General features: G+C 34.8%; 26 protein-coding genes and 1 tRNA gene. 12 read left to right on the forward strand and 15 right to left on the reverse strand.

Features of this window, described 5'->3' with window-relative positions:
* Nucleotides 1–2: 2 nt before the first annotated feature.
* The 8 genes from JMA43_RS06320 to pyrR form a co-directional block, all read right to left on the reverse strand.
* A complete protein-coding gene (locus tag JMA43_RS06320; RefSeq protein WP_342155608.1) occupies nt 3–920 on the reverse strand; it encodes a Ppx/GppA phosphatase family protein in 918 nt (305 codons plus the stop codon).
* 8 nt (nt 921–928) lie between these two features.
* On the reverse strand, nt 929–3,034 hold the full coding sequence (gene ppk1 / locus JMA43_RS06325) for a polyphosphate kinase 1 (protein ID WP_342155610.1): 2,106 nt from the start codon (nt 3,032–3,034) through the stop codon (nt 929–931).
* Nucleotides 3,035–3,520 carry a SixA phosphatase family protein gene (locus tag JMA43_RS06330; protein WP_342155611.1) on the reverse strand — a complete coding sequence of 162 codons (486 nt, stop codon included), beginning with the start codon at nt 3,518–3,520 and terminating at the stop codon, nt 3,035–3,037.
* Between the two features lie 108 nt (nt 3,521–3,628).
* Nucleotides 3,629–4,282 carry a pyridoxamine 5'-phosphate oxidase gene (pdxH, locus tag JMA43_RS06335; protein WP_342155612.1) on the reverse strand — a complete coding sequence of 218 codons (654 nt, stop codon included), beginning with the start codon at nt 4,280–4,282 and terminating at the stop codon, nt 3,629–3,631.
* 21 nt (nt 4,283–4,303) lie between these two features.
* A complete protein-coding gene (locus JMA43_RS06340) occupies nt 4,304–5,218 on the reverse strand; it encodes a ribonuclease Z (protein ID WP_342155613.1) in 915 nt (304 codons plus the stop codon).
* 29 nt (nt 5,219–5,247) lie between these two features.
* On the reverse strand, nt 5,248–5,580 hold the full coding sequence (locus tag JMA43_RS06345) for a ribonuclease Z (RefSeq protein ID WP_342155614.1): 333 nt from the start codon (nt 5,578–5,580) through the stop codon (nt 5,248–5,250).
* 5 nt (nt 5,581–5,585) lie between these two features.
* Complete coding sequence (locus JMA43_RS06350; RefSeq protein WP_342155615.1) at nt 5,586–6,515, reverse strand: aspartate carbamoyltransferase catalytic subunit; 930 nt, start codon at nt 6,513–6,515, stop codon at nt 5,586–5,588.
* A 7-nt stretch (nt 6,516–6,522) separates the two neighbouring features.
* A complete protein-coding gene (gene pyrR / locus JMA43_RS06355) occupies nt 6,523–7,062 on the reverse strand; it encodes a bifunctional pyr operon transcriptional regulator/uracil phosphoribosyltransferase PyrR (RefSeq protein ID WP_342155616.1) in 540 nt (179 codons plus the stop codon).
* Between the two features lie 169 nt (nt 7,063–7,231).
* Here pyrR and JMA43_RS06360 point away from each other — a divergent pair, with 169 nt between their 5' ends.
* Complete coding sequence (locus tag JMA43_RS06360; protein ID WP_342155617.1) at nt 7,232–7,660, forward strand: SnoaL-like domain-containing protein; 429 nt, start codon at nt 7,232–7,234, stop codon at nt 7,658–7,660.
* Nucleotides 7,661–7,679: 19 nt separating this feature from the next.
* Here JMA43_RS06360 and murA read toward each other — a convergent pair whose 3' ends face one another.
* The 3 genes from murA to JMA43_RS06375 form a co-directional block, all read right to left on the reverse strand.
* Nucleotides 7,680–8,990, reverse strand: coding sequence for a UDP-N-acetylglucosamine 1-carboxyvinyltransferase (gene murA / locus JMA43_RS06365; RefSeq protein WP_342155618.1), 1,311 nt, complete (start codon nt 8,988–8,990; stop codon nt 7,680–7,682).
* A gap of 18 nt (nt 8,991–9,008) precedes the next feature.
* Nucleotides 9,009–9,662, reverse strand: a complete 654-nt coding sequence (locus JMA43_RS06370; protein WP_342155619.1) for a DUF4290 domain-containing protein — start codon at nt 9,660–9,662, stop codon at nt 9,009–9,011.
* Nucleotides 9,663–9,757: 95 nt separating this feature from the next.
* Nucleotides 9,758–10,048 (reverse strand): DUF493 family protein, encoded by a 291-nt coding sequence (locus tag JMA43_RS06375; protein WP_342155620.1) that lies wholly within the window; start codon nt 10,046–10,048, stop codon nt 9,758–9,760.
* Between the two features lie 139 nt (nt 10,049–10,187).
* Here JMA43_RS06375 and JMA43_RS06380 point away from each other — a divergent pair, with 139 nt between their 5' ends.
* The 5 genes from JMA43_RS06380 to JMA43_RS06400 all read left to right on the forward strand — a co-directional run bounded on the left by JMA43_RS06380 (nt 10,188) and on the right by JMA43_RS06400 (nt 14,831).
* Complete coding sequence (locus tag JMA43_RS06380; protein ID WP_342155621.1) at nt 10,188–10,721, forward strand: ATP-binding protein; 534 nt, start codon at nt 10,188–10,190, stop codon at nt 10,719–10,721.
* 29 nt (nt 10,722–10,750) lie between these two features.
* Nucleotides 10,751–12,658, forward strand: a complete 1,908-nt coding sequence (locus tag JMA43_RS06385; protein ID WP_342155622.1) for a RecQ family ATP-dependent DNA helicase — start codon at nt 10,751–10,753, stop codon at nt 12,656–12,658.
* A 66-nt stretch (nt 12,659–12,724) separates the two neighbouring features.
* Nucleotides 12,725–13,678: a methionyl-tRNA formyltransferase gene (fmt, locus tag JMA43_RS06390; protein ID WP_342155623.1), complete on the forward strand. Its 954-nt coding sequence runs from the start codon at nt 12,725–12,727 to the stop codon at nt 13,676–13,678.
* A gap of 187 nt (nt 13,679–13,865) precedes the next feature.
* Nucleotides 13,866–14,138: an HU family DNA-binding protein gene (locus tag JMA43_RS06395; protein ID WP_342155624.1), complete on the forward strand. Its 273-nt coding sequence runs from the start codon at nt 13,866–13,868 to the stop codon at nt 14,136–14,138.
* Nucleotides 14,139–14,270: 132 nt separating this feature from the next.
* The gene (locus JMA43_RS06400) at nt 14,271–14,831 is read left to right on the forward strand and encodes a YqgE/AlgH family protein (RefSeq protein WP_342155626.1); all 561 of its coding nucleotides are present in this window, start codon (nt 14,271–14,273) and stop codon (nt 14,829–14,831) included.
* On the opposite strand, the gene JMA43_RS06405 is transcribed toward JMA43_RS06400, so the two are convergent.
* On the reverse strand, nt 14,828–15,676 hold the full coding sequence (locus JMA43_RS06405) for an aminotransferase class IV (RefSeq protein ID WP_342155627.1): 849 nt from the start codon (nt 15,674–15,676) through the stop codon (nt 14,828–14,830). The two genes, JMA43_RS06400 and JMA43_RS06405, sit on opposite strands and share 4 nt — an antisense overlap.
* A gap of 57 nt (nt 15,677–15,733) precedes the next feature.
* Entirely contained in the window at nt 15,734–16,117 is a 384-nt protein-coding gene (locus JMA43_RS06410) for an START-like domain-containing protein (RefSeq protein WP_342155629.1), read from the reverse strand.
* A gap of 157 nt (nt 16,118–16,274) precedes the next feature.
* On the opposite strand from JMA43_RS06410, the gene JMA43_RS06415 reads away from it, so the two are divergent.
* From JMA43_RS06415 to JMA43_RS06435, 5 genes are all read left to right on the forward strand, one after another.
* Nucleotides 16,275–16,348, forward strand: a tRNA-Met gene (locus JMA43_RS06415).
* Nucleotides 16,349–16,973: 625 nt separating this feature from the next.
* The gene (locus tag JMA43_RS06420) at nt 16,974–19,328 is read left to right on the forward strand and encodes a TonB-dependent receptor (protein ID WP_342155630.1); all 2,355 of its coding nucleotides are present in this window, start codon (nt 16,974–16,976) and stop codon (nt 19,326–19,328) included.
* A gap of 22 nt (nt 19,329–19,350) precedes the next feature.
* Nucleotides 19,351–20,127 carry a DUF4625 domain-containing protein gene (locus JMA43_RS06425; RefSeq protein ID WP_342155631.1) on the forward strand — a complete coding sequence of 259 codons (777 nt, stop codon included), beginning with the start codon at nt 19,351–19,353 and terminating at the stop codon, nt 20,125–20,127.
* A gap of 61 nt (nt 20,128–20,188) precedes the next feature.
* Complete coding sequence (locus JMA43_RS06430; RefSeq protein WP_342155632.1) at nt 20,189–20,665, forward strand: DUF4625 domain-containing protein; 477 nt, start codon at nt 20,189–20,191, stop codon at nt 20,663–20,665.
* Between the two features lie 36 nt (nt 20,666–20,701).
* A complete protein-coding gene (locus tag JMA43_RS06435) occupies nt 20,702–21,664 on the forward strand; it encodes a DUF4625 domain-containing protein (protein WP_342155633.1) in 963 nt (320 codons plus the stop codon).
* Between the two features lie 120 nt (nt 21,665–21,784).
* Here JMA43_RS06435 and JMA43_RS06440 read toward each other — a convergent pair whose 3' ends face one another.
* Both JMA43_RS06440 and JMA43_RS06445 read right to left on the reverse strand, forming a co-directional pair.
* On the reverse strand, nt 21,785–22,171 hold the full coding sequence (locus JMA43_RS06440; RefSeq protein ID WP_342155634.1) for an acyl-CoA thioesterase: 387 nt from the start codon (nt 22,169–22,171) through the stop codon (nt 21,785–21,787).
* A gap of 59 nt (nt 22,172–22,230) precedes the next feature.
* Nucleotides 22,231–22,713 (reverse strand): Dps family protein, encoded by a 483-nt coding sequence (locus JMA43_RS06445; protein ID WP_342155635.1) that lies wholly within the window; start codon nt 22,711–22,713, stop codon nt 22,231–22,233.
* A gap of 240 nt (nt 22,714–22,953) precedes the next feature.
* On the opposite strand from JMA43_RS06445, the gene JMA43_RS06450 reads away from it, so the two are divergent.
* Nucleotides 22,954–26,202 carry a S41 family peptidase gene (locus JMA43_RS06450; protein ID WP_342155636.1) on the forward strand — a complete coding sequence of 1,083 codons (3,249 nt, stop codon included), beginning with the start codon at nt 22,954–22,956 and terminating at the stop codon, nt 26,200–26,202.
* The last annotated feature ends 45 nt before the right edge of the window (nt 26,203–26,247 follow it).

The following is a 26,247-nucleotide window of genomic DNA, read 5'->3' on the forward strand; positions in this document are numbered from 1 at the left end:
AACTACTGATTTATCAAAGGCATATTTTGTTCTTTCTCGGTATTGTAAAGTAATTTTATTATCCCATCTGAAAGTCCGATTTTAGGCACATGTATTTTCTTAGCGCCACTCCATTTTGAAGCATTCAAATAAATTCGAGAAGCAGGAATAATTACATCAGCACGGTCTGGATTGAGTCCGAGTTCAGAAATTCTATCCTCATAACTCATTTCTTGTAAAAACTGATATTGGGCATTCAAATAAATGTATGACAACGGTTCGCCTGGTTTTCTTCCAGACATTTTAAAGAGCTTGTTAATGTTTCCTCCGGAACCAATAATCTCGATACTCTTATACTTTTTCGAATGATTCTTAATCCACTTTTCAATATCTTTCCAAGTTTCAGCAGAAATCATTTCGTTTAATAAACGTACGGTCCCTATTTTATAAGACCTTGAAGCTACAATTTTCCCTTCACTAAAAATGGTAAACTCGGTACTTCCGCCACCAACATCAATGTACAAATAGGTTTTATCTTTTTCGATAAGCGCATGCAAATCGGTTGAAGCAATAATAGCTGCTTCTTTTTTTCCGTCGATAATTTCGATTTCAATACCCGATTTACGTTTGATGGTTTCCACCAACTCATTCCCATTGTTTGCTTCGCGCATTGCCGATGTTGCACAAGCCATGTATTTTTCAACTCCATGAACCTTCATTAACAACTTAAAGGCTTTCATGGTATCAATCATGCGTTCGGAATTTTGTTTAGAAATTTCGCCAACGGTAAAAGAATCTTGTCCCAAACGAACGGGAACTCTCACTAACGAACTCTTTTTAAACTGAGTTTCTTTATGATCGTATTCAATTACGTTATTTATTAATAATCTAACGGCATTTGAGCCAATATCGATTGCGGCAAATTTTCTTATTTTCAACATCTATACGCTTAGTCTTTTACAATTTGTTTTCTTAAATAATACTCGTAAGTCTCAAATTGAGATCTAAATTTTACGCCCTTTACCTTTCTGTACGCATTGTCGTGACGTTCAGAAAAAACACGTGCTTTCACATTGTCTTTCCAACAAATTTCGAAGGTTTCTAAAAGTTCTTTTTTAATATCCTCATCATAAATTGGACATCCTACTTCTACCCTAAAATCGAGGTTTCGAGTCATCCAATCGGCAGAAGAAATATAAAACAAAGGGTTGCCTCCATTTCCGAAGATAAACAATCGCGGATGCTCTAAAAATCTATCCACAATACTAATGGCTTCAATATTTTCACTCATACCAGGTACCCCAGGGATTAAACAACAAATCCCACGGATAATAAGCTGTACTTTTACGCCATGCTTACTTGCCTCGTACAATTTATCAACCATTTTATAACTGGTAAAGCTGTTCATTTTAATTTTAATATAAGCCTCTTTACCTGCTTTTGCATTCTCAATTTCGTTGTCGATTAATTTTGAAAATGCCCTTTTTGTATAATGTGGTGAAACAATTAAATGTTTGTATTTATTGATTTTATAGTTTGTTTCGAAAAAGTCGAAAACTTTGGTTAGCTCTTTTAATAATGCTTGATCGGCAGTAAAAAGCGTATAGTCGGTATAAATTTTGGCTGTTGCTTCGTTAAAATTCCCTGTACTTACAAAACCATAACGTACCATTTTATCTTCTTCCAAACGCTCAATCACACATATTTTACTGTGGACTTTTAAGCCTTGAACTCCAAAAATCAACTTTACACCTTCCGACTGAAGCATCTCCGCATATTCGATATTTGCCTCTTCATCAAAACGCGCCTGTAACTCAATTTGTACTGTTACTTCTTTTCCATTTTTCACCGCATTGATAAGCGAACTCGCCACCTGAGAGTTTCTCGCCAAACGGTACACAGTAATTTTTATATTTTTTACCTTCGGATCGATTGCTGCCTCTCGTAAAAACTTAATAACATTCGAAAACGTATGATAAGGCGCATACTGCAAATAGTCTTTTTTAGCGATTGCTTCTATCAAACTTCCATCGTGAGTGAGCCCTTTAACAGGTAATGGCGGAAACTTTTTATACATCAAATCGGCTCTTCCCAAACTCGGGAATCCCATGTAATCTCTACGGTTGTGGTACCTTCCACCAGGAATAACGCTATCGGTATCGTCTATTCCCATTTTTGCTTTTAGAAACTTGAGTGTATCTTTTTCAATCTCCTTATCGTATACAAAACGTACAGGTTCGCTTATTCTTCTTCCTTTTACACTCGACGAAATTTTCTCAATAAAACTCTTACTCAAATCACTATCGATATCCAATTCGGCATCTCTTGTAATTTTTATCATGTGTGCAGAAAGCGATTCGTAATCGAAAATATTAAAAATACCTCCCATACAATAACGAATCAAATCATCTAAAATAATAATGTACTGCTTGTTTCCTTGACTTGGCAACACTACAAAACGTTCTATGGTTTTCGGAATTTCAACCAAAGCATAACGTACCTCCTTTGGATTTCCTTTAAAAAGCCCCTTTACACCTTCAACTTTTTGGGTTGACTTCATGGTCATTTTTACCGCCAAATACCCCGCACTGTCTTTTAAGTTTGGAATTTCATCTAAATCATTCAACATAATGGTTACCAACGCAGGACTCACCTTATCGTAAAAATAATTTTTTACAAAATCGTTTTGTTCTGGGGTTACCTCATCTTCTTTGATGATATAAATATTTTCAGCTTCTAACTCTTGCTCAATATCATTTAAAATGCGTAAACTCTCGGTTTGTTGGTTAATTACAATCTGCGTAATATCATCCATCAAATCTTTAGCTTTCGCACCTCCCAAAACACTTTTTCCTGTTTTTCCAGAAAGTGCAATACGTTTCACGGTAGCATAACGCACTTTAAAAAACTCATCTAAATTATTGGAGAAAATCCCTAAAAACCGAAGTCTTTCGATTAGCGGAACCGTGGTATCTGCAGCTTCTTGTAATACTCTAGCATTAAATTGTAACCAACTAATTTCTCTATTTATATATTGATGTTTTACCTCGTTCATCTATTTTAATTGCTTTGGAAAAATGATTAATTCTGTATTTCCGCTTGTTATGTCTTCCCAGTTTTGTACTTCAAAATTAATTTTCACTACGCCAGCTGTCGGAAGATTATCTATAGTTTCACTTCCAAAGATATTAGAAATTGCTGTAAATGCGTGGTTATGTCCAAAAATCATAACATTAGAAAAAGCATTGTCCAATGCTTTTATAAAATCACCTACAGCGCGTCCTTCAAAATCGTATAATTGCTCATTCACCTGCAATTTTGACAATGGAATTCCAAGGGAATTCATAAAAATAGTACAGGTATGCAACGCCCTATTTGCTGGACTCGAAAAAACTATATCTGGCTGAATGAAATTTGATTTCAGGTGTTTTGCAACCAACAAAGCATCGTTAATACCGCGCTCTTGCAAAGGTCGATTGCGATCGGCTACGTTATAGTCCCATGAAGATTTTCCATGCCTTACCAAATAAAGCTGTTTCATGTGTTTTCGGTTATTAATTTCTTCGGAATTGAAACGAAATTACAATGCTTGAAATTAAGGAAACTTTTACAAATATCAAGCTTCGAAAGGCTTTATTTTAAAAGAATTCTACGGATTTAAACGCTCCATTTTCCAATTAAAATCGGCTTGTAGCGTATATCGAATTCGGTCGTGTAGTCGATTTGGTCTTCCTTGCCAAAACTCAATAGAAACAGGCCTGATAATGTAACCTCCCCAATTGTCTGGACGTTCTATGGTTTTTCCTTCAAACGCTTCCTCTAAGGCTTTTAACTTTTCTTCAATCTCTTCTCTGGAAGCTGCTACTTCACTTTGGTTAGAAACAATCGCTCCGAGCTGACTTCCTCTAGGGCGCGACTCAAAATACCCATCCGAAAGATTTTCAGCTATCTTTTCTGCCTCTCCTTTTATAATTACTTGTCGCTCTATATTTGGCCAAAAAAACGAAACGCAAACTTTAGGATTTGCTTCAATTGCCCTCCCCTTTTCGCTGTGGTAATTGGTATAAAAAATAAATCCTTCTTCGGTATATTTCTTTAAAAGTACGACTCTATTCTTCGGAAAACCATCCAACCCAATTGTAGAAACTGTCATGGCATTTGCCTCGTCAACACCACCGTGCTGCTCAACTTCATAAAACCAAGTCTGAAACAACTGCATCGGATTATCGGTAAGTTGTGCTTCCAACAACTCACTTTTCTGATACACTTTTCTATAATCACTAAGGTCTTTTTCGCTTTTCATTTGTTTCTTTTTTTCTGGTTTTTAAAATAAAAACTCTTTTCCATCTTCAGCAAGATCCACATTACTAAAAACTTGCGCAGCTTCTTCTTTAAATTCTTCCAAACTGCTGTAACGGGTTGAATAATGCCCTAAAATCAACTTCCCTACTTCGGCTTGCTTTGCTATTTGTGCCGCTTGTTTAGCGGTTGAATGCCCCGTTTCGAGCGCTAACTTTTCATGTGGCTCTAAAAAAGTAGATTCGTGGTACAACAAAGTTGCTCCTTTAATTATCGGTACAATATCTTCCTTGTAAGAAGTATCGCTACAAAATGCATAACTTTTAGGTTTTGGCGGATCTTGTGTTAGCTTTTCATTGCTAACAATGGTACCATCTTCCAAGGTTACGTCTTTTCCCTTTTTTATATTCTGATAATAACACTTATCGATATTGTAGTTCAAAACCGCATTGATGTCTAACTTTCGGTCACCAACTTTTTCTTCAAACAAAAAACCATTGGTGTACACTCGATGTTTAAGTGGTATTGTTGTTACCGTTACTTTTTCATCTTCAAAAATTACTTCGGAAGTAGGCTCGGTTAACTCATGAAAAATAAGCGGATAATTTGTCCATGCACTGCCTACTTTCAGCATTAAAGTTACGGCATCTTTAATTCCTTTTGGTCCGTACACATGTAAAGGAGTATCTCTTCCTAAAAGTCGAAATGTAGACAACAAACCTGGAAGTCCAAAAAAATGATCGCCGTGTAAATGGGAAATAAAAATGTGTTTTATACGAGAAAATTTAATTTTTTGCTTGCGGAGTTGCACTTGCGTTCCTTCACCACAATCAATCAAAAAAACATGCCCTTTTATTTCTAAAATTTGAGCTGTTGGGTTGGTAAAAGCTCTTGGAGTTGCGCTGTAGCAACCTAATATATGTAGTTTTACATTATTCATTTTTTATTCTGAAGACTTCTAACAAGCTGTTAAAAATCTAGATCCCTTTCAATATCTTCCATTTCAATAACATCGTAAGCTTCACCAAGTGTTGGTGCCACTACAAGTTCGTCGTGAACATCGGTAAAATCAACCGAATCAGAAACTATTACAAACGATTTTTTAGCAGCACGATGATCGCGAGACAATTCTAAAAACTCAACCAAATCGGCCGATTTTAAATTACTCAACGAAAGTAAATTAAGTATTAAATGATCGTTTTTATAAGTAGCATACGATTCGTTTAAACGCTCAATAAATTTTGCCAACGAAACACTTTCTTGGGTAATTACCGTAGTATTTCCATTTCTATCGATTATCATAATCCCTATTGTTTAATTTTTGAAGCTAGTAAATAAATTGCCGCCATTCGCACAGCTACTCCGTTTTCAACTTGATTGAGAATGATAGCTTGCTTTGAGTCGGCTACATCACTTGTAATTTCCACTCCGCGGTTAATTGGCCCTGGGTGCATAATTACAATTTCCTTATCTAAAGAGTCTAACAACGCCTTGTTAACTCCAAATTGTTGCGTGTACTCGCGCGTTGAAGGAAAATAGCTTATATCCATTCGTTCGTTTTGTACGCGTAGCATGTTTGCAACATCACACCAATTTAACGCTTTTCGCAAATCGGTTTCTACCTCAACGCCCAACGAAGTAATATATTTTGGAATCAGTGTTTTTGGTCCGCATACTTTAACATTTGCTCCTTGCAATTGCAAAGCAAAAATATTTGACAACGCTACACGCGAATGCAAAATATCTCCCACAATCACTACATTTTTCCCTGCTACATCGCCCAGTTTTTCTCTAATTGAATACGAATCTAAAAGTGCTTGCGTTGGATGCTCGTGTGCTCCATCTCCTGCATTTATAATACTTGCTTTTACATTTTTAGATAAAAACACGCCTGCACCAGGATTTGGGTGTCGCATTACTACCATATCAACTTTCATCGATAAAATATTGTTTACAGTATCGATAAGAGTTTCTCCTTTTTTTACTGAAGATTGTCCCGCTGAAAAATTAATCACATCTGCAGAAAGCCTTTTCTCTGCCAACTCAAACGAAAGTTTAGTACGCGTACTATTTTCAAAAAACAAATTGGCAATGGTAATATCTCGTAAAGAAGGAACCTTTTTTATAGGGCGGTTAATTACTTCTTTAAAATGATCGGCTGTTTCAAAAATCAATTGAATATCCGCTTCATTTAAATATTTAATTCCTAGTAAGTGGTTTACACTTAATTCGCTCATCTTGCAGCTATTTATTAATCATGTATACTTTATCTTCTCCTTCTTGCTCTTCCCACATCACCTTCACTTTTTCATTGTTAATAGCATCTACCTGTCGTCCTCTATAATCGGGTTGAATAGGTAAATGTCTGCTAAAACGTCTATCGATAAGGGTTAGCAATTCAATTTCATTTGGTCTCCCAAACGATTGTATAGCGGTTAAAGCCGCTCTAATACTCCTTCCGGTGTACAAAACATCGTCGATAAAAACCACATTTTTATCTTCAACTAAAAAATCAATCTTAGTTTTATTGGCTTCAAGAGGTTTATCGCCTCGTCTAAAATCATCTCGATAAAAAGTAATATCCAAGTACCCGAGTTCAATATTGGCAATTTGATATTCGTTTTCAAGAAGTTTCTTTAAACGTTCTGCCAAAAAAACGCCTCTAGGCTGAATTCCTATTAAAACGGTATTCTTAAAATCTTTGTGATTTTCAATGAGTTGACAAGCCAATCGATGAAGTATGATATTGATTTCTTTCGCGGAAAGCAAGACTTTTTGACTCATATTATAATGGAAATATATGGTTTGTAAAATTACATATTTTTAAGGAGAAAACAGATGTATTTACAGAATTTAGTTAAACTTTCCGAGTTCTCAACAATATAATTCAGGATTAACGTAAAGGTAACTTTTTAAATAACAACACTTTATATCTTTACTGAAAAATATTGCCATGAACACAAAACAAATTGCCGAACGCTTTGTTTCGCTTTGCAGACAAGGGTTGTATTTGCAAGTTTATCACGAACTGTACGACATCAATGCCATTAGTAGTGAAATTGGATTTCCTAAAACTATTACTACGGAAGGAAAACACAACATTGTAAACGACTATCTCGAAAATGAAGAAAATATCGTTGCCATACACCGCCAATTTATTTCCGATCCTTTGATAGCCGACCATTATTTTGTGGTAAAAATGACAAGCGATATTACTTTTTCTGATATTGGCAGACAAGAAATGGAAGAATTATGCCTTTACAAAGTTGAAAATAATCTAATTTCGGAAGCTCAATTTTTCTATTCTCCTATGGAAACTGCTCCATTCAACGCAAACGACTTAAAAAACAAAAAGTCCCTCGAGGAGGAACTTTTTGTATAATTTATTTTATCTGAAAAACTTAGTCTAAACGAACAATATTTGCTCCGATAGCTCTTAATCTTTCATCTATATTTTCATATCCTCTATCGATTTGTTCGATGTTATGAATAGTAGAAGTTCCTTTTGCAGAAAGCGCCGCAATTAACAACGAAATCCCCGCTCTAATATCTGGAGAAGTCATCGTGGTTGCTTTTAAAGTAGACTCAAAATCGTGCCCAATAACTGTAGCTCTATGCGGATCGCAAAGAATAATTTTTGCACCCATATCAATTAATTTATCCACGAAAAAAAGTCGGCTTTCAAACATTTTCTGATGAATCAAAACACTTCCTCTTGCTTGTGTTGCAACAGTTAGAATGATACTCAACAAATCGGGTGTAAACCCTGGCCAAGGCGCATCTGAAATTGTTAATATCGAACCATCTATAAAGTTTTGAACTTCGTAACCGTCTTTATGTTCTGGAATATAAATATCGTCTCCTTTTTGTTCAAGCGTAATTCCTAACTTTCTAAAAACAGTAGGAATTTGACCTAGATAATCCCAACGAACATTTTTAATTGTAAGTTCGCTTTTTGTCATTGCTGCCATCCCAATCCAACTTCCAATCTCAATCATATCGGGTAAAATAGTATGCTCGGTTCCGCCTAATTTTTCAACCCCTTCTATGGTTAATAAGTTAGAACCTACGCCACTTATTTTAGCACCCATTCTGTTCAGCATATTACACAATTGCTGTAAGTATGGTTCGCAAGCTGCGTTGTAAATTGTGGTTGTTCCTTCAGCTAAAACAGCAGCCATTACAATATTTGCTGTTCCAGTTACAGAAGCCTCATCCAAAAGCATGTAAGCTCCTTTTAACTTTTTAGCTTCCACTCCGTAAAAGTATTCCTCTCGATTGTAACGGAAAGTTGCTCCGAGTTTTATAAATCCTTCAAAGTGGGTATCCAATCTTCTTCTTCCAATTTTATCACCTCCTGGCTTCGGAATGTATCCTTTTCCAAAACGTGCTAAAAGCGGACCAACAATCATAATCGAACCTCTAAGACCACGTCCGTCTTTTTTAAATTGTTCCGATTGAAGGTATTCTAAATGAAGATCATCAGAAATAAAAGTATATGAAGATGTTCCTATTTTTTGAATTTTAACGCCCAAATTTTCGAGCAATTCAATAAGTTTATTAACATCTATAATATTTGGTATGTTGTGTATTGTAACTTTTTCGTCGGTTAGTAATACTGCGCAAAGTATTTGTAATGCTTCATTTTTTGCGCCCTGTGGTGTAATTTCGCCTTTTAATTTGGCGCCACCTTCAATTTTAAATGTCCCCATATAAAATGTCGTACTTTATTAGTAGCGTTTTTTGCTTCGTCCTTTATTGTTGTTATGGTGTTTTCTAGGGTTGTTATTTCTAGTTTTCCCGTTCGATGGTCTATTGCGCACCAAGTTTTTACTTTCGGCAAGATCTTCATCAAAACGCGCTAGATTAATTTTCCCTCCACTCAATTCGTATAAATGGTCAAAAATTACTTTGTCCTCAACAGTATCTTTATTCCAATTGAGGTAACTTTTTTTCATATGGTTGGCAATGGTAAACTTCAAAGCGTCTTTTAGCTCTCCATCTTCCCAACTCACACACACATCAATCATTGTTTTGATATTATTTCCGTAGAAACGATACTTCGGATGATTTTGTGGATAACCTAATGGCTCAGGACGTTTGTCTAACAACTCACGTGTTGGTTTTGGATATGGCGAATCGGCATCGAGTTTAAAATCAGAAATTATAAACAACTGATCCCACAATTTATGCTGAAAATCTGGTACGTCTCTTAAATGTGGATTTAAGTTTCCCATCACTCCAATAATAGCTTGCGCTACTTTGTTTCGCTCTTCTCTATCTTCAATTGAAACGGCATAATCCACCATTTTCTGTATATGACGCCCGTATTCAGGAATAATAAGCCTTGGACGTTCGCTATTGTATTCTATATTTTCAACCAAAATGTTATGATATAATTATAAATGAAGTTTAAAGATGCTACTTTACATCTTTATTGGTATGCAAAATAATAAATTTTGCGGTGACTGAAAGAATTTTACAAAGAAATAACACCTTCTACTACGCTCACTTCTTTGTATTTATCGATTACAGCATCGGCACTGTCTAGTGTAAGCTCGATAGATAAACTCGTATATTTTCCGTTGGAAGACTCTTTTTTCTTAATCACAGCGCCTTGGTTATCAAAAATACGCTCAATCTGATTTATTTTTTCTTCGCTCGTCGGAACAATAAATTTATAAAGATATAAGGAAGGCCATGTAGTTGTTCGATCCAATTCATCTTTCAGGCGCACATAAAACGCTTCTACTTCTTTTTTATCTTTCATGTGTTAATTTTCTTTTTGCAAAGATAGGATTTACGAATCAATTTTTTAATTCCGTTATCATTTAGTTATTTTGCTGTCTTTTAAGTTTGAAAAATACTTTTGAAAATTTATACGAAACTAAACCTCCAAAAGAGATAAAATGAGTGCAAATACAAAAATAGTAATTACTGGAGGACCGGGTACCGGAAAAACATCAGTTATAGATTTTTTAAAAGAAAACGGACACCAATGCTTGCTCGAAATCTCTAGGCAAGTAACCCTCGAAGCACGCGAACAAGGTATTGAGCAACTTTTTTTAACAGACGGATTACTTTTTAGCAACAAATTACTCGAAGGAAGAATACAACAACACAAAGCTTCGGAAGCACTCACAGGCACTGTGTTTTTTGACAGAGGAATTCCAGATGTTCCTGCCTACATGAATTATGCTGGAGACACCTACCCTAGCTATTTTAAAGAAGCCTGCGACACTTACAGATACGATAAAGTTTTTTTACTCCCGCCTTGGGAAGCCATTTATACGTCGGATAACGAACGGTATGAAAATTTTGAACAAGCCCAAGAAATCCATATTCATCTAAAAAAAATGTATGAAGATTGTGGTTACTCGCTTGTTGAAGTTCCTGTTGGAAGTGTCGAAGAAAGAGCTAAATTTGTATTGAGCCATCTGTAAAACCACTACAGAGCATTAAATATAAGTAAATGGAGTTTGTAAAAAATCCGCTAGAAATTCTACAAAAATATTGGGGATACACTTCATTCAGAAATCCACAAGAAGAAATTATTCAGCATGCACTCAAACAAAAAGACATGTTGGTTTTGCTTCCTACAGGCGGAGGAAAATCTTTGTGCTACCAAGTGCCAGCAATGGTAAACAGCGGTATTTGCATTGTTGTTTCGCCACTTATCGCTCTAATCAAAGACCAAGTACAAACGCTAAAAGAAAAAGGCATCAAGGCCATTGCGCTTACAAGTGGCATTAGTTTTTCTGAAGTAGATACCTTACTCGATAATTGTATCTACGGAAATTATAAGTTTTTATACCTCTCTCCAGAGCGTCTTCAGCAGGACATCGTTCAAGAACGCATTAAAGCTATGAATGTAAATTTAATAGCAATTGATGAAGCGCATTGTATTTCTCAATGGGGAAACGATTTTAGACCAGCCTACAGAAACACGGCTATTTTAAAAGAATTACAACCCAACGTGCCCGTCATGGCGCTTACCGCATCGGCTACAAAATTGGTTGCTGAAGATATCGTTGAAAATTTGCATCTTGAAAAACCTATTGTTGTAAAAAAGTCGTTTAAACGAGAAAACATTTCGTACCGCGTTTACAACTCGGAAGATAAAATTTCGAAGCTCGAACAACTTTTAAAAGAAAACCCTGGCACTGCTATTGTGTACGCAGGTACTCGAAGAGCTACGGTAGAAACTAGTGAAATTTTAAACAGAGTTGGCATTAGCGCGACGTTTTTTCATGGAGGAATTCCAAATACCGAAAAAAACAAAAAGTTAGACGCTTGGCTTAACAACCAAGTGCAAGTTATGGTTGCAACGAGCGCTTTCGGAATGGGAATCGATAAACCCGATGTACGAACTGTTGCGCATTTAAATTTTCCTGATGCACTAGAAAGCTATTATCAAGAAGCTGGAAGAGCTGGAAGAGACGGCGAAAAATCGGTTGCAGTAATTTTGAAAAACCAAAGCGACGAAGACCAATTAAAAAACCAGTTTATAAAAACACTCCCGAGTGTCGATTTTGTAAAACTGCTGTATAAAAAACTGAACAATTATTTTCAAATTTCATACGGAGAAGGTGTTAACCAATCGTTTCCACTCAACTTCAATTTGTTTTGCCAAACCTATAAAATTAACCCTCGTCTGGCATACAATGGCTTAAAAATGCTCGATAAACATTCGGTTATATCGCTTACAGAAACACATTTAAAGAAAACTACGGTACAGTTTATCACCACCAATGCGCAATTGTTTTACTACCTCGACCAAAATCCTTCCGTAGAAAAAATAGTACAGCACATTTTAAGAACCTACGGCGGAATATTCGATATTCCTACAAATATCAACACACTTGCCATTGCCAAAAAACTAAACACTTTTGAACAGAAAATCGTAGAGGTTTTACAGCAATTAAAAAAAGATAATATTATCGATTTTGAAGGGATTGATACCGATGCTACTATTACATTTTTGGTGCCTCGCGAAGACGATAATACCATTAATGTGATTGCGAAACTCATCAAACAACAAAATGAGCATAAAACCAAGCAAATTGCAGATGTACTAAACTACATTCACAACGACAAAGTTTGTAAAAGTGTGCAACTGCTTACTTATTTTAATGAAGAAAATGCCGAGAACTGCGGAATTTGTTCGGTGTGCCTTCAGAAGAAAAGTCAACTTTCAACCGATATTTTATCCATCGCGAAAGAAGAAGTTTTAAAATGCCTGAAGAAAGCCCCTCTAAGCTCCAAAGAACTTCTTGAAAACATCACTTTTAAAGAGATTTACATTCTTGAAGCTTTAAAAGAATTGTCGCAAGAGGAAGTTATTTCGGTTAATCATATCAATCAATATTATATTGTATAGCAGTTTCGATGGCGTTTTTATGAAACTCAGTATCTTTGAGCATTCACAATTTTGAGATCAGATATTATGAGCGAGCAATTACGAATTGTATTTATGGGAACACCCGATTTTGCTGTGGCAACACTTCACAGTATTATCGAAGCTAATTATAAAGTTGTTGGAGTGATTACAGCTCCCGACAAACCTGCTGGAAGAGGAAGAAAACTACAACAATCGGCTGTAAAAAAATACGCCCTTGAGCATGATTTAACTATTTTACAACCTACCAATTTAAAAGATCCTGAGTTTTTAGCAACATTAAAAGCACTTGATGCCAATTTGCAAGTTGTTGTTGCTTTTAGAATGCTTCCTGAAAGCGTTTGGAGCATGCCTAAACACGGTACGTTTAACTTACACGCTTCCCTTTTACCTGACTATCGAGGTGCAGCTCCAATTAATTGGGCTATTATAAATGGCGAAGAAAAAACTGGGGTTACTACGTTTTTTATTGATAAAAAAATTGATACTGGTGCGGTAATTCTTCAAGAAGAAGTAGAAATTTTACCTAACGAAAATGCTGGTAGTTTACACGACAAACTCATGACTACGGGAGCGTCTTTAGTTGTAAAAACACTAAAATCGATTGCTGATGGTACTGTAACAACCAAATTACAACCACATGAGGAAGATTTAAAAACTGCTTATAAACTCAATAAAGAGAATACAAAAATAAACTGGGAAGAATCTACCGATACAATTTACAACCTTATAAGAGGTTTGAGTCCGTATCCAACTGCATGGAGTTTTTTAAAAAATAGAGAAGAAAATCCTATAAATGTGAAGTTTTTTGACGTAGAAAAAGAAATTAAACTACACAATGAAGCTCCAGGAAGTATTTTAACAGATAAAAAAGAAGTAAAAGTAGCTACTAAAGATGGTTTTATTTTACTGAAAGAGATACAGTTACCAGGAAAGCGAAAAATGGATATAAAAGACATTTTAAACGGTTACGAATTTGAAGCAACGGCAAAAATGCTGTAAACCCGCATTATAGTTGAAACGAGCGTTTTGTAGTAAAAAAGTGTCAACTTTATTAACAATCCCTCTAAGTTATTAACAAAATCCTTGATTTCCTTTGATATTACTTGCGTGGGAAGTAAATCCGTATAATTTTGTGTAGGAAATTAAATAAATGTTTAATCTTATATTCATTTAAATCTTTAAAATTATGAACAAAACAGAATTAATCGATGCGATGGCTGCTGACGCAGGAATCACTAAAGCTGCAGCAAAAAAAGCATTAGAATCTTTTTTAGGAAGTGTTGAAGGAACACTTAAAAAAGGTGGTAGAGTATCTTTAGTAGGATTTGGATCATGGTCTGTATCTCAAAGATCAGCAAGAGAAGGAAGAAACCCACAAACTGGTAAAACTATCAAAATTGCTGCTAAAAATGTAGTTAAATTTAAAGCAGGTGCTGAATTAGCAAGTGCTGTAAACTAATTATATAGCTCAATATAGTTATAGAAAGCGTCTTTTTTGAGACGCTTTTTTTTGCTCTCAACTAAAAAAAGCACATTATTTTTTTGAAGATTGCTCTTTTTTTTTATAGATTTAAAATAAAAACAACAGCTTATGGTTGCTTTAACTCCAAAAAAAGGCCATTTGCTAATTGCCGAACCCTCTATAATTGGCGATGTAGCTTTTAATAGGTCAGTAGTTTTGCTCGCCGAGCACAACAACGAAGGGTCCATAGGATTTATACTTAATAAACCTTTGGAGTTTAGACTGAACGAACTTGTTCCGGAAATTACAAAATCGCTAAAAGTGTATAATGGTGGTCCTGTGGAGCAGGATAATTTATATTTTATTCATAAAATACCTCACCTTATTTCTAACAGCATCGAAATATCGAATGGAATTTATTGGGGTGGCGATTTTGAAACTATAATCGACTTGATAAATAGTGGCGATATTAAAGACTCCGAAATAAAATTCTTTTTAGGATATTCGGGTTGGGATATTATGCAACTCGAAAAAGAACTCACCAGCAACTCTTGGGTAGTTTCTGAAAACAAGTACAAAAGCAATATCATTAAAAAAGCACCATTGTACTTTTGGAGAGAAAAGATGCTAGAGCTGGGTGGCGACTATTTAATTTGGTCTAACGCACCAGAAAACCCAATGTTAAACTAAGCTTGTAATCGCGCTTTTGCATTTAACTTCCCTACCAATTGTTTAGCTACCGTACTGGTAAAACTCTTCTTACGGTATTTACTTACTGGAATTATTCCTGAAATTACATTTGTTAAAAACAACTCGTCGGCTTTTTGAATTTCGAATGGAGAAATAGCTTCTTCTACCAATTCTAATTCTTCAGTTTTATTTATAATTTCAATGAGTTGTTGCCTTAAAACTCCGTTTAAACAACCTTCTGTAATTGGCGGTGTTTTTATAGTGTTTCCTTTCACTAAAAATAAATTTCCGTTGGTAGCTTCAATTACATTTTTCTTATCGTTTACAAGCAAACAATTTTGATAGTTATTTTCTTCAGCAAAAATTCCTGCCAACACATGCAAAACTTTATTGGTAGATTTTAAGGTACTTAAAAGTCCAGAATTTACATAAAAATCTTTGTAAAGCTCTACTTCGTATGGAGCGTCATTTAACACGTAAAACGGATTCTGAAGCTCTTTTGTTTCTATGATGTAAGAAACATTATTATCGGAAGGAGTATATAAACCACCGTTATTTCTAAAAACAGTCATCCGTACGCGTAGCGCTTTGGGCTGTTGATTGTTTTCAGCAATTAATTTTTCTATTTCCTCCTGAAGGAATTCCATAGTAAAATTCATCGGGATTTCCATACGTAAAATACGCATAGACGCCATTAAACGAAGGTAATGCGACTCCCAAAAGAAAACCTTATTATTAACCACGCGAATGGTTTCAAACAAAGCATCACCGTATTTAAGCGCTCTATTTTCTTCGTTTAAAAAATTTGTATTATTGGCTACTATATTTCCGTTAAAATTTACCATAAAAAAAATGCCTTGAAAATTTCAAGGCACAAATATACTTTTAAAGATTTAGGATTCCTAAACAGAACCTAATACTTGTTTTAAATCGGAAATTTGATTTTCCCATAACATTTTTGCTTCCTCTACTTCATCTTCATCTGTAAAGTCTGTAATCACTAAAGATACGTCTTTGGTAATTTCATCTACTACAATTTTAATTTCAAAAAAGGTATCTTCATCTCCTTCAACCCACTTAAATTTAACAAGCTCTCCGCTTTTCTTTCTAAGTAATTTTGCTTGTTCTTCTGAACCATCCCAAATAAATGTAAAGAATTCTCCACGAGAATTTACATTATCGGCAAACCATTCTGACAACCCTGAAGGTGTAGATATATATTGATACAATAATTGAGGTGAGGAGTGTATAGGGAACTCTAATTCATACTTTACTTTCTCTTCCATACGTAAATCATATTTTATAAAGCGACAATATAATTATTTCTAATTAACTTGGTGTATTTTTTTAAATAAAAATATTTTTCAAGTTTGATTTGATTGCTAACTTTTTGTTTATATATTTGCACCCGCCTAACAGAAAAAGGCGACACATAAAAACAATGGCGAGGTAGCTCAGTTGGTTAGAGCGTCGGATTCATAACCCGGAGGTCACGGGTTCAACTCCCGTCCTCGCTACAAAAGAACAAGCGTTCTTAAACTTAAGTAAAAGCGATTTCTACAGTAATTAGAAATCGCTTTTTTATTCCATACACTATACTTTAATTTAACATTAAATGTTTTCAGATAAAACGTTTAATTGCTTTTAAGATATTTTTTTATTGTAAGTTTGCGATTCAGATGAGTGGTAAATTCAAACATATCGTCTCCTATTTATTCCTCGCACTTTTTATTTCTATAAAATTTGCTGGACTACATGTCTTGTCTCATGATGAAGATAAAGACCATGTTATAAATTGTACGATTTGTGATCATATCATTACCAACGATCATACACCTTTACTACCATCGGACTCACCAGAATATACAGTAACGGAAGTTAACGTAGAGATTGTAACACGTACTTCTACAACGTATCACTTTCAATATTCTCCACAGGATATTGCAAAGCACCTTTTCTCTAGGCCTCCTCCTACTGTATAACCTCACCTTTTACATATAATTTTTACAATCTATTTATTTTCAGAATAATATAGTGCTTTTGGCGCTTGTATTACTCTTGTATCTAAATACATTACAAAGTTATATCTACCAAAATAAAGCTCTAATAATGAGCTGAATAAGAATTTCACATTCATATTTAATGTTACAAAAATTATTGGGAGTATGCCTAAGTATTTTCTTATGGTCATACGCGCATGCACAAGAAACCTACACTATAAACGGGAAGGTTCTTGATGCAAGTACAAACAAAGTTATTTCGGGAGCTACCCTTTCGGTTGCTAACATCTATGCTGTTTCTGCTGATGATGGAACGTTCAGTTTAAACGGACTACAACAGGGGAAACACAATTTAAAAATCACACATTTAGGATATGCAACAGCTACAATCCCTATAGATTTATTTGCTGATAAAAGCGACTTTATTATAACGCTAGAAAGCGAAGATGTCCTTTTGGAAGAAGTAGAATTACAAAGCAAAAAAGTTGATAATTCTTCGGTAGTTTCCATAAGTGCTTCAAAAGAGTTTCTCGAGTCTAACCGAGAAAATAGCTTAATGCAAACATTGAGTAAAATTCCTGGTGTAAGCACAATTAATATTGGTTCTGGGCAATCTAAACCAATTATTAGAGGTTTAGGTTTTAACCGAGTAAGTGTTGTTCAAAACGGTGTAAAACACGAAGCACAGCAATGGGGAAGCGATCATGGACTGGAAATCGATCAATACGGAATTGAACACATAGAAATCATTAAAGGGCCCGCTTCTTTAATGTATGGGTCGGATGCTATTGCAGGAGTTGTAGATATTAAACCCTCTGCTGTTCCGTCGAAAGGCTTTTCGGGAGATGTAAATTTATTAGCAGAAAGCAACAATGATTTATTCGGGATTTCTAGCGGAATAGCATCTAGAAAAGAACATTGGTTTTTCCGTGGACGTTTAACTTACAGAGATTACGGAGATTATAAAGTTCCCGCAAATACCATCAATTACGAAGGTTATGTATTCGATTTATATAAAAATCATTTAAGAAATACCGCAGGAAAAGAAGCCAATGCAAGTGCGAGTTTCGGATTTATTTCAGACAGAATAAAATCAGAAACCTTCATCAGCAATGTAAATGCAAAAAACGGATTCTTTGCAAATGCTCACGGTTTGGAAGTTAGAACCTCAGATATAGATTACGATAGTTCTAACAGAGATATTGATTTGCCGTATCACACGGTTAACCATTTTAAAATTGTCAACAATACAAATATCTTTTTTGACACGCATACGCTTACGCTGGATGTTGGCTATCAAAACAATTATAGAGAAGAACATTCCGAGCCTGTTCCGCATGGGTATATGCCTACACCTCCCAACACCACTGAAAGAATTTTTAATAAAAATACGTACACCCTAAATGTTAAAGACAAACTTAAAGCTCTTGGCAACCATTTGCTTTCAACAGGGTTACAGGCTGAATTACAAAATAATAATATCGGCGGATGGGGCTTTTTAATACCAGCATATGAACGCTACACTTTAGGGGCGTTTGTTTATGACCAATATGAAGTTAATCCGAACTTTCATGTTTTAGGAGGAGTTCGTTTTGATTATGGGTTTATGAATACGGATGCATATTACGATTGGTATCCTTCAACAGTGAATAACCCTGATGGATCTACTTCTTATATATATGAGCAACGCGCACAAAACGAGTCTTTACACTTTGGGAATTTTAGTGGTTCTGTAGGTGTTAATTATCAGCAGGAAAAAACATCTTATAAATTCAATATAGGAAAAAGCTTCCGTATGCCGTTGGCAAACGAACTAGCTTCAGATGGGGTAAATTATCATATGTATCGATATGAAAAGGGGAATATAAATCTCGATCCAGAAGAATCTTATCAGTTTGATTTTGAAGTGAGTCACAACTTTAAAAATTTCAGTATAAGTGCGAGTCCGTTTTTTAACTATTTCAGCAATTTTATTTACCTAAATCCTACGTCAAACTATTACGAAACTTTGCAGATTTATGAGTATACGCAAAGCGAAGTGATACGCTACGGAGGTGAAATGCAGGTTAACACAACACTGTTTGACAAGCTAGACTTAAGCGCTTCTGCAGAGTATGTGTATTCAGAACAAACAAGCGGACCAAAAAAAGGATTTACAATTCCGTTTTCCCCTCCCCTTTCAGGACTGTTTACGGCGCGTTATGAGATAGCTAACATGCTATTTCTACAACAAACTACATTTAGTGCGAATTTCAAAGTTACTGCAACTCAAAAAGAAATTGTTCCGCCTGAAGAAATAACAGACGGGTACCAAGTTTTAGACCTCGCAATGCAAGCAAAAATAAACGCATTTACAAATAAAAACCCGTTGGAGTTACGATTCAAACTCAACAATGTTTTCAATACAAAATACTTTAATCACACCAGTTTCTACAGACTTATAGATGTTCCAGAAGCTGGTAGAAACATATCAATTTCACTAACACAAACATTTTAATTAATATTTTAAACCAATGATTATGAAGTTAAATTTTAAATTTTTAGCAGTACTTTTTTTAGGGATTATCGTTTCCTCTTGTAGCAGTGACGACGATAATAATTTAAGCAATGGAGCTCCAGAGATTTCGAATTTCGAATACGGAATGGGTGGTAGCGACCATGGAAGCGATCAATACGCATACATAGGTTCGGATATTCATATGGAAGCCGAAATTTATGCGGAAGCTACCGTAAGCAGTATTGCCGTTTCTATCCATGCGCACGATCTTGAAGTTGGAGAGGGAGAAGAAGAATGGGATTTTGAGCAAACTTACACAGATGAAAAATATCTTGTAATCAATCCAACTTTCCATGAGCATATCGACATCCCAACAACAGCTCCTGCAGGAGAATACCACGTGGTTTTAACTGTAACAGATCAAGCAGGAAACAGCACCGAGGTTGAAGGACATTTAGATATCCTAGATCCAATTACAATTAGCGATGTTTCAATCGATTCTTCCGTAGCAAGAGGTAGTGATCTTCATGCTGAATTTATGATTAATGCCGTAAATGGTGTTCATAATATTTTAGTTGATATCCACGCTCACGGACTTACTCTAGCAGAAGGAGAAGTAGAATGGGATTTCGAACAAACTTACGAAGAAGGATACCACGAATTAACAGAAGTAGAATTCCATGAGCATATCGATGTTCCAGCTACAGCTCCAGCAGGAGAATACCATATGTCAATCACTATTGAAGATGAAAATGGAAATACTACTACATTCGAATCTCATATTGATGTAACAGAGTAATAATTCATAAACAGCCTCAAACAGATAATTTGTTTGAGGTTGTTTTTAAAACTTATTTAAGATGAAATTTTTATTAAAAACTGTCACTATTTTCTTGATGCTCTTCACCATAGTTTCTTGTTCTAGTGACGATGTAGAAAAAGACGAACAAAAACCAACCATTACTGTTAATTACGAAGGCGGATTCCCTCAAGCCTGCGAAACTTTAAAACGTGGCGAAAGCTATCATTTTAAAGCTCTAGTTACAGATAATATGGCATTAGCAGCCTACAGTTTAGATCTCCATCATAATTTTGATCATCATACACATGACGACCAAGGAGCGGATTGTGAGTTAGACGCTCTCAAAGAGGCTGTAAACCCATTAATTTATATGGAAAATTTTAGTATTCCTGACGGACAAACTTCATACGAAATAGACATTTTAATAACTATTCCAGATGATGTTGACACAGGAGATTATCACTGTGCTTACTCTGTTACCGACCAAACAGGGTGGCAATCTAGGACTTCTGTAGACATTAAAATCGTTGAATAAACAAAATAGAAACTAAATATAAAACAAGTACTAATTGTGAAAAATACACAAAAACTTAAAACCCTACTACTAAGTATCCCTGTAATTTTATTTGTATTCGCCTCTTGTAGTAAAGATGATGAGGACAACACCCCTAAACCACTTCCAACAATATCAGAAATAGAAGTAGGTCTTCATGATAATGAAATCGGAGTTATTGGCGAAGATTTTCATTTTAATGCTGAAGTCCTTGCAGGTGATTTACTTGAAAATGTTCAAATAAATATAGAACAGAGAAGTGAAGAAACTTATGATGCAACTTGGTCTTTTGAAGTAGTTTTTACTGAAAGAATTACAGGATTAAAGAATGCTACACTACATAGACACTTTGATATTCCAGTAGATGCTCCTAGAGGAAAATACGATTTTATTATAACAGTAAACGATCAAAACGGAACCAATGTTCAAGAAATTAGAGAAATTAACATTATTGATGCTTCCGATTATCCAGAAGTAACTCCATATGTGAGTGTTTTTGGTATTGATAAAATTGATGCTGATGGGAAATCAGGATTTAATAGCTTCTATAACAATGGTGATTTTAAAGATCCAGACAACGCATTTTTCAGCAAAGGAGAATCTATATGGTCTGCTTTACAAATTGGAAGCGTTAAAGGCGATGGTGTAATGTATGCATTGTTAATTAAAAAAAGTTATAACCATTTGCCAGAAACTATCGAGCAAATCGATTTTTCTAAAGCTATCGTAACTGAAGTTGTTGAACACACCGATGAAGAAGAAGTTATCACCTTAAAAAACAACATCAATACAGGACATTGGAATTATGGTTTTGCGCTTGAAATAGGAGCCGCAACGGATAACAATATTCCAGAGCCTAACCCAATTACTGACGGAAAAAAATGGGAAAATGGCACATATTATTATGGAGTTGTATATACCAACATTTCATACAATAGAAGCACATTTAAATATATAGAGTTTGAAATAAACGGATTTTAAAATTCTCATGTATACGTTAGCTTTCTAAAGTTAAAAAGCTCATGTATAATAAACGTCACCTCCCTATAACACAAAAAAGGCTTTCGATATCGAAAGCCTTTTATATTTTTCAGGAAGTTATTACTTCAATCTGTCTTTTACGTATTCTATTTTTGTTTTGTGGTGTGGCAAAGGTTTTCCTTCTTTATCCAAATTTACCATAATTATTTTGTCGATTGTTATGATGGTTTGTCGTGTCATTTTATTTCGGACTTCACAACTTAGTGTCAACGAAGTTTGTCCAAATTTTATTACTTCGATTCCAATTTCTATAATATCTCCTTTTCTAGCCGATGAGATAAAATTAATTTCAGACATATACTTGGTAACCACATAATTGTTTTCCAACTGAATGATACTGTACAAAGCAGCTTCCTCATCAATCCACGCTAACAATTTACCTCCAAAAAGGGTTTCATTTGCATTTAAATCTTCTGGTTTTACCCATTTTCTTGTATGAAATCTCATAACTTATTTTTTATTTTCAACTTAATTATTTCAATTTAAAACACCAAAAACCAAGGTGTTTATTGCGCTACCACTGCTGAAAACATCCATACCAATTTTTCTTGCTCTGTAATATAATCGCTCATTAAAGATACAGTTCCTTCGTCATTTATTTCTGAAGCCACAGCTAAAATTTCACGTTCAATAATCAACAATTGTCTTAAGCCATTTAAAACGGTTTGTAATGCAGTAGTACTATCAAAAATATTTTCAGCTTCTTCAATTTTAGAAATCTTTGTGTAAGCTTTATAAGAATGTAATGGTGTTACTCCTAGCGTTAAAATACGCTCAGCTATTTCATCAATATTTTCAAGAGAACTATTGTAAAGTTCTTCAAACTTTTCGTGTAACACAAAAAAATCTTTGCCTTTAATATTCCAATGTAAACCTCTTACATTCATATAAAATAGTTGATAATTTGCGAGTAACTCGTTTAAGCTTTCAGCAATTTGTTTTGATCCTTCTTTTTCTAGTCCTATTTTATTAATTCCTTGTAAATCCATTTTGTTTCTTTTTTAATTCGAGTGCAATATACCCTAATTACATGCAATAAATTTTAATTATCGATATTATAAAACTATATAATCATAAGTTATAGTTATGCGATATGCCATTAAAATTCTCCCTATAAAAAGCAGCTTATTTTATGAATTCAGAAAAAATAATTTTGCTTTAAAACAAATACATTCCTATTCAAATAAAATTAGTATTTTCCCATTCATTTTCAACTTAATGTAATTTTAATGACAACACTAAAATCCTCCAAAAAAGCATACAAATTACTTGCTTTACTTCTTGTTTTTTTTGCAACTAGTTTAAACTCTTCAATGTTAGCCCAAGGTTTTGAAGGCTATTACAGGTATCCAAACATACATGGTAACACTATTATTTTTACTGCTGAAGGTGATCTATGGAAAGTCTCTCAAAATGGTGGTATCGCACAAAGAATTACATCGCATCTAGAAGAAGAAATTGCGCCTGCATTTTCTCCCGACGGGACACTTATTGCATATTCTGCAAATTATGAAGGGCCGACCGAAGTGTACACAATTCCTATAAATGGAGGAATTCCTACAAGATGGACCTATGAAAGTGATTTTTCATTGGTAAATGGATGGACTCCAGATGGAAAAATAGTTTACGACACAAGAGCATTTTCTACACTTCCGAACAGACAATTGGTTACTATTGATATTAACTCGAAGCAAAAAGAAATAGTTCCGTTAAGTCAAGCAAGTGAAGCTTCTTTCAGTAACGATGGAAAAACTGTATTTTTTGTACGCCCTGCCGACCACGGAAATGTTACAAAACGTTACAAAGGAGGAACAGCCAGACAGGTTTGGAAATTTCAAAAAGGTAGTACTGAGGCCATAAAACTAACCAACGATTACGCTGGTGAAAGTCATCATCCGATGTATTTCAACGAGAGAGTTTATCATATAACAGACCGAGATGGAACAATGAACATCTGGTCGGTAAACCTAAACGGAAGTGATTTACAACAACATACTTTTCATAAAGATTTTGACATTCGCTACGCCCAACAAAACCAAGGAAAAATTGTATACCAATTAGGTGCAGATATTTGGCTTTACGACATCAGTAAAAACACCAATAATAAAGTTGATATTAAAATTGCTTCTGACCTTTCTCAATTACAAGAAAAATGGGAAGAAAACCCAAAAAAATATATAACCTCTGTAAAACCCAATTTTAAAGGAGATAAAATTGCAATTACATCTAGAGGAAGAGTTTTTGTTTTTCCTACAAAAGAAGGAAGAATTGTAAACTTCACTCAAAAAAGCAATGTTCGTTATCGCGATGCTATTTTTTCGCATGACGATGAAAACATTTACGCTCTTTCTGATGAGTCAAGCGAATTTGAGTTTGTTTCGCTTCCTGCAAACGGAATCGGAAAAGAAAAGCAAATTTCTACAAACGGTAGCGTTTTAAGATATGAAGGCGAGGTTTCTCCCGACGGTAAACACATTGCCTACAGTGACCTTGAAAACAAACTATTTATACTAACTATCGATACAGGAAATAGTGTTGAAGTACCTACAAAGAATGAAGGTATTGGTAGTATTTCATGGTCGCCAGACAGTAAATACATCGCCTATGTACAAACGGCATACAACACAATGGATCAAATTTATGTGTACAATATCGCATCTAAAGAGAATTTCCCGATAACAACCGACCGAGCAAACAACAAATCCCCGCAATGGAGTTTAGACGGAAAGTATATTTATTTTCTTTCTGATAGGAGTTTTACTTCTTTGGTAGGATCTCCTTGGGGAACCAGACAACCTGAACCATATTTTGATGCGAGCGAAAAGCTTTATTGCATACCTTTAACTGAAGGTACTACTACCCCTTTTACAGAAGAAAATGAATTGACCAAGCTACCTAAATGCAAAGAAGAAGATAAAGAAAACACTGTTACTGTCAAAATTGATGCTAACAACATCATCAGCAGGCTTTATGAAATCCCTATAAAAGCTGGAAATTATAGTAATTTACAAGTTTCTAAAGACAACATTTTTCTACTTAAAAGAGAAACAGGAATTGGTGCTAAAACACATTTAGCAACAATAGAAATTACAAATAAATCTCCTAAAATAGAAGAAATTGTAAACGATGTTCAGAGTTTTGATTTGTCTGGAGACAAGTCTAATATATTACTTAAAAAGAGTAATAACTACTACATGTTTAAAACAACTTCAAAAAAGGTAAGTGACCTTGATGAGAGTAAAATCAGTTTAGAAAATTGGAAATTTCCAATAACTCCAAAAGAAGATTGGGAACAAATTTTTGTAGATGCATGGAGAATGGAAAGAGATTATTTTTACGACCAAAACATGCATGGTGTTAATTGGGATGCTATGCTAAATAAATACAAGCCTTTATTAAATAGAGTTACTACAAGAGAAGAGTTATCAGACCTTATAGGAAGATATGTTGGCGAACTTTCAGCCTTGCATACCAGTGTTCGTGGCGGAGATACAAGAGAAGATAAAAACGATATTAATGTAGCTAGTTTAGGAGCTAAATTCAGTAGAGACACTAAAAATAACGGATATAAAATTGAACATATATATAAAGCTGATCCCGATTATCCTGATGAAAAATCTCCATTAGACAATCCGGCGCTAGATATAAATGTTGGAGATATTATCACCGCTATAGACGGACAAGATGTTATCAATACAACCGATATTGGTGCACTCATCAGAAATAAAGAAAACAAGCAAGTTCGATTAACCATCAAAGGAAAAGCTGAAGATGTAATTGTAAAACCTATAAAAAATGAATACAGTTTACGTTACAGAGATTGGGAATATTCTAGACGAAAAGAAGTAGAAAATAAAACCGATAACAAGGTTGGTTATGTGCATCTGCAAGCCATGACTGCTCCAGACCTTAATCAATGGTATAGAGAGTTTTACCCTGTTTTTGATAGACAAGGTTTAATTATAGATGTTCGAAACAACAGAGGAGGTAATATTGAAAGCTTCATCTTAGAAAAATTACTTCGTAAAGCATGGATGTATTGGAAGCAAAGATCTGGTAAACCTTATTGGAATATGCAATACGCATTTAGAGGGCATATTGTTATTTTAGTAAACGGAAATACCGCTTCCGATGGTGAGGCGTTTGCAGAAGGATTTAGAGAGTTAAATCTCGGTAAAGCCATAGGAACAAGGACTTGGGGTGGCGAAATATGGCTAAGTGGTGTAAATCAACTATCTGATAAGGGAATTGCAAGAGCTCCAATGATGGGAGTTTATAATGACAAAGGCGAATGGGTTATTGAAGGACATGGTTTTGAACCAGATATTGAAGTCGATAATTTACCTCATGAAACTTTTAACGGAAAAGATGCTCAGCTCGAAACAGCTATAAATCACTTGTTAGAATTAATTAAAAAAGACCCTAGATTGGTTCCAGAACCACCAGCATTCCCGAACAAATCCTTCAATAACAATTAAATTAAAATGTTTTATTGAAAAGACTTTTGTAAGTTTGGTATCATA

The sequence above is a fragment of the Joostella sp. CR20 genome (genome assembly GCF_038433465.1).
Lineage (GTDB): Bacteria > Bacteroidota > Bacteroidia > Flavobacteriales > Flavobacteriaceae > Galbibacter.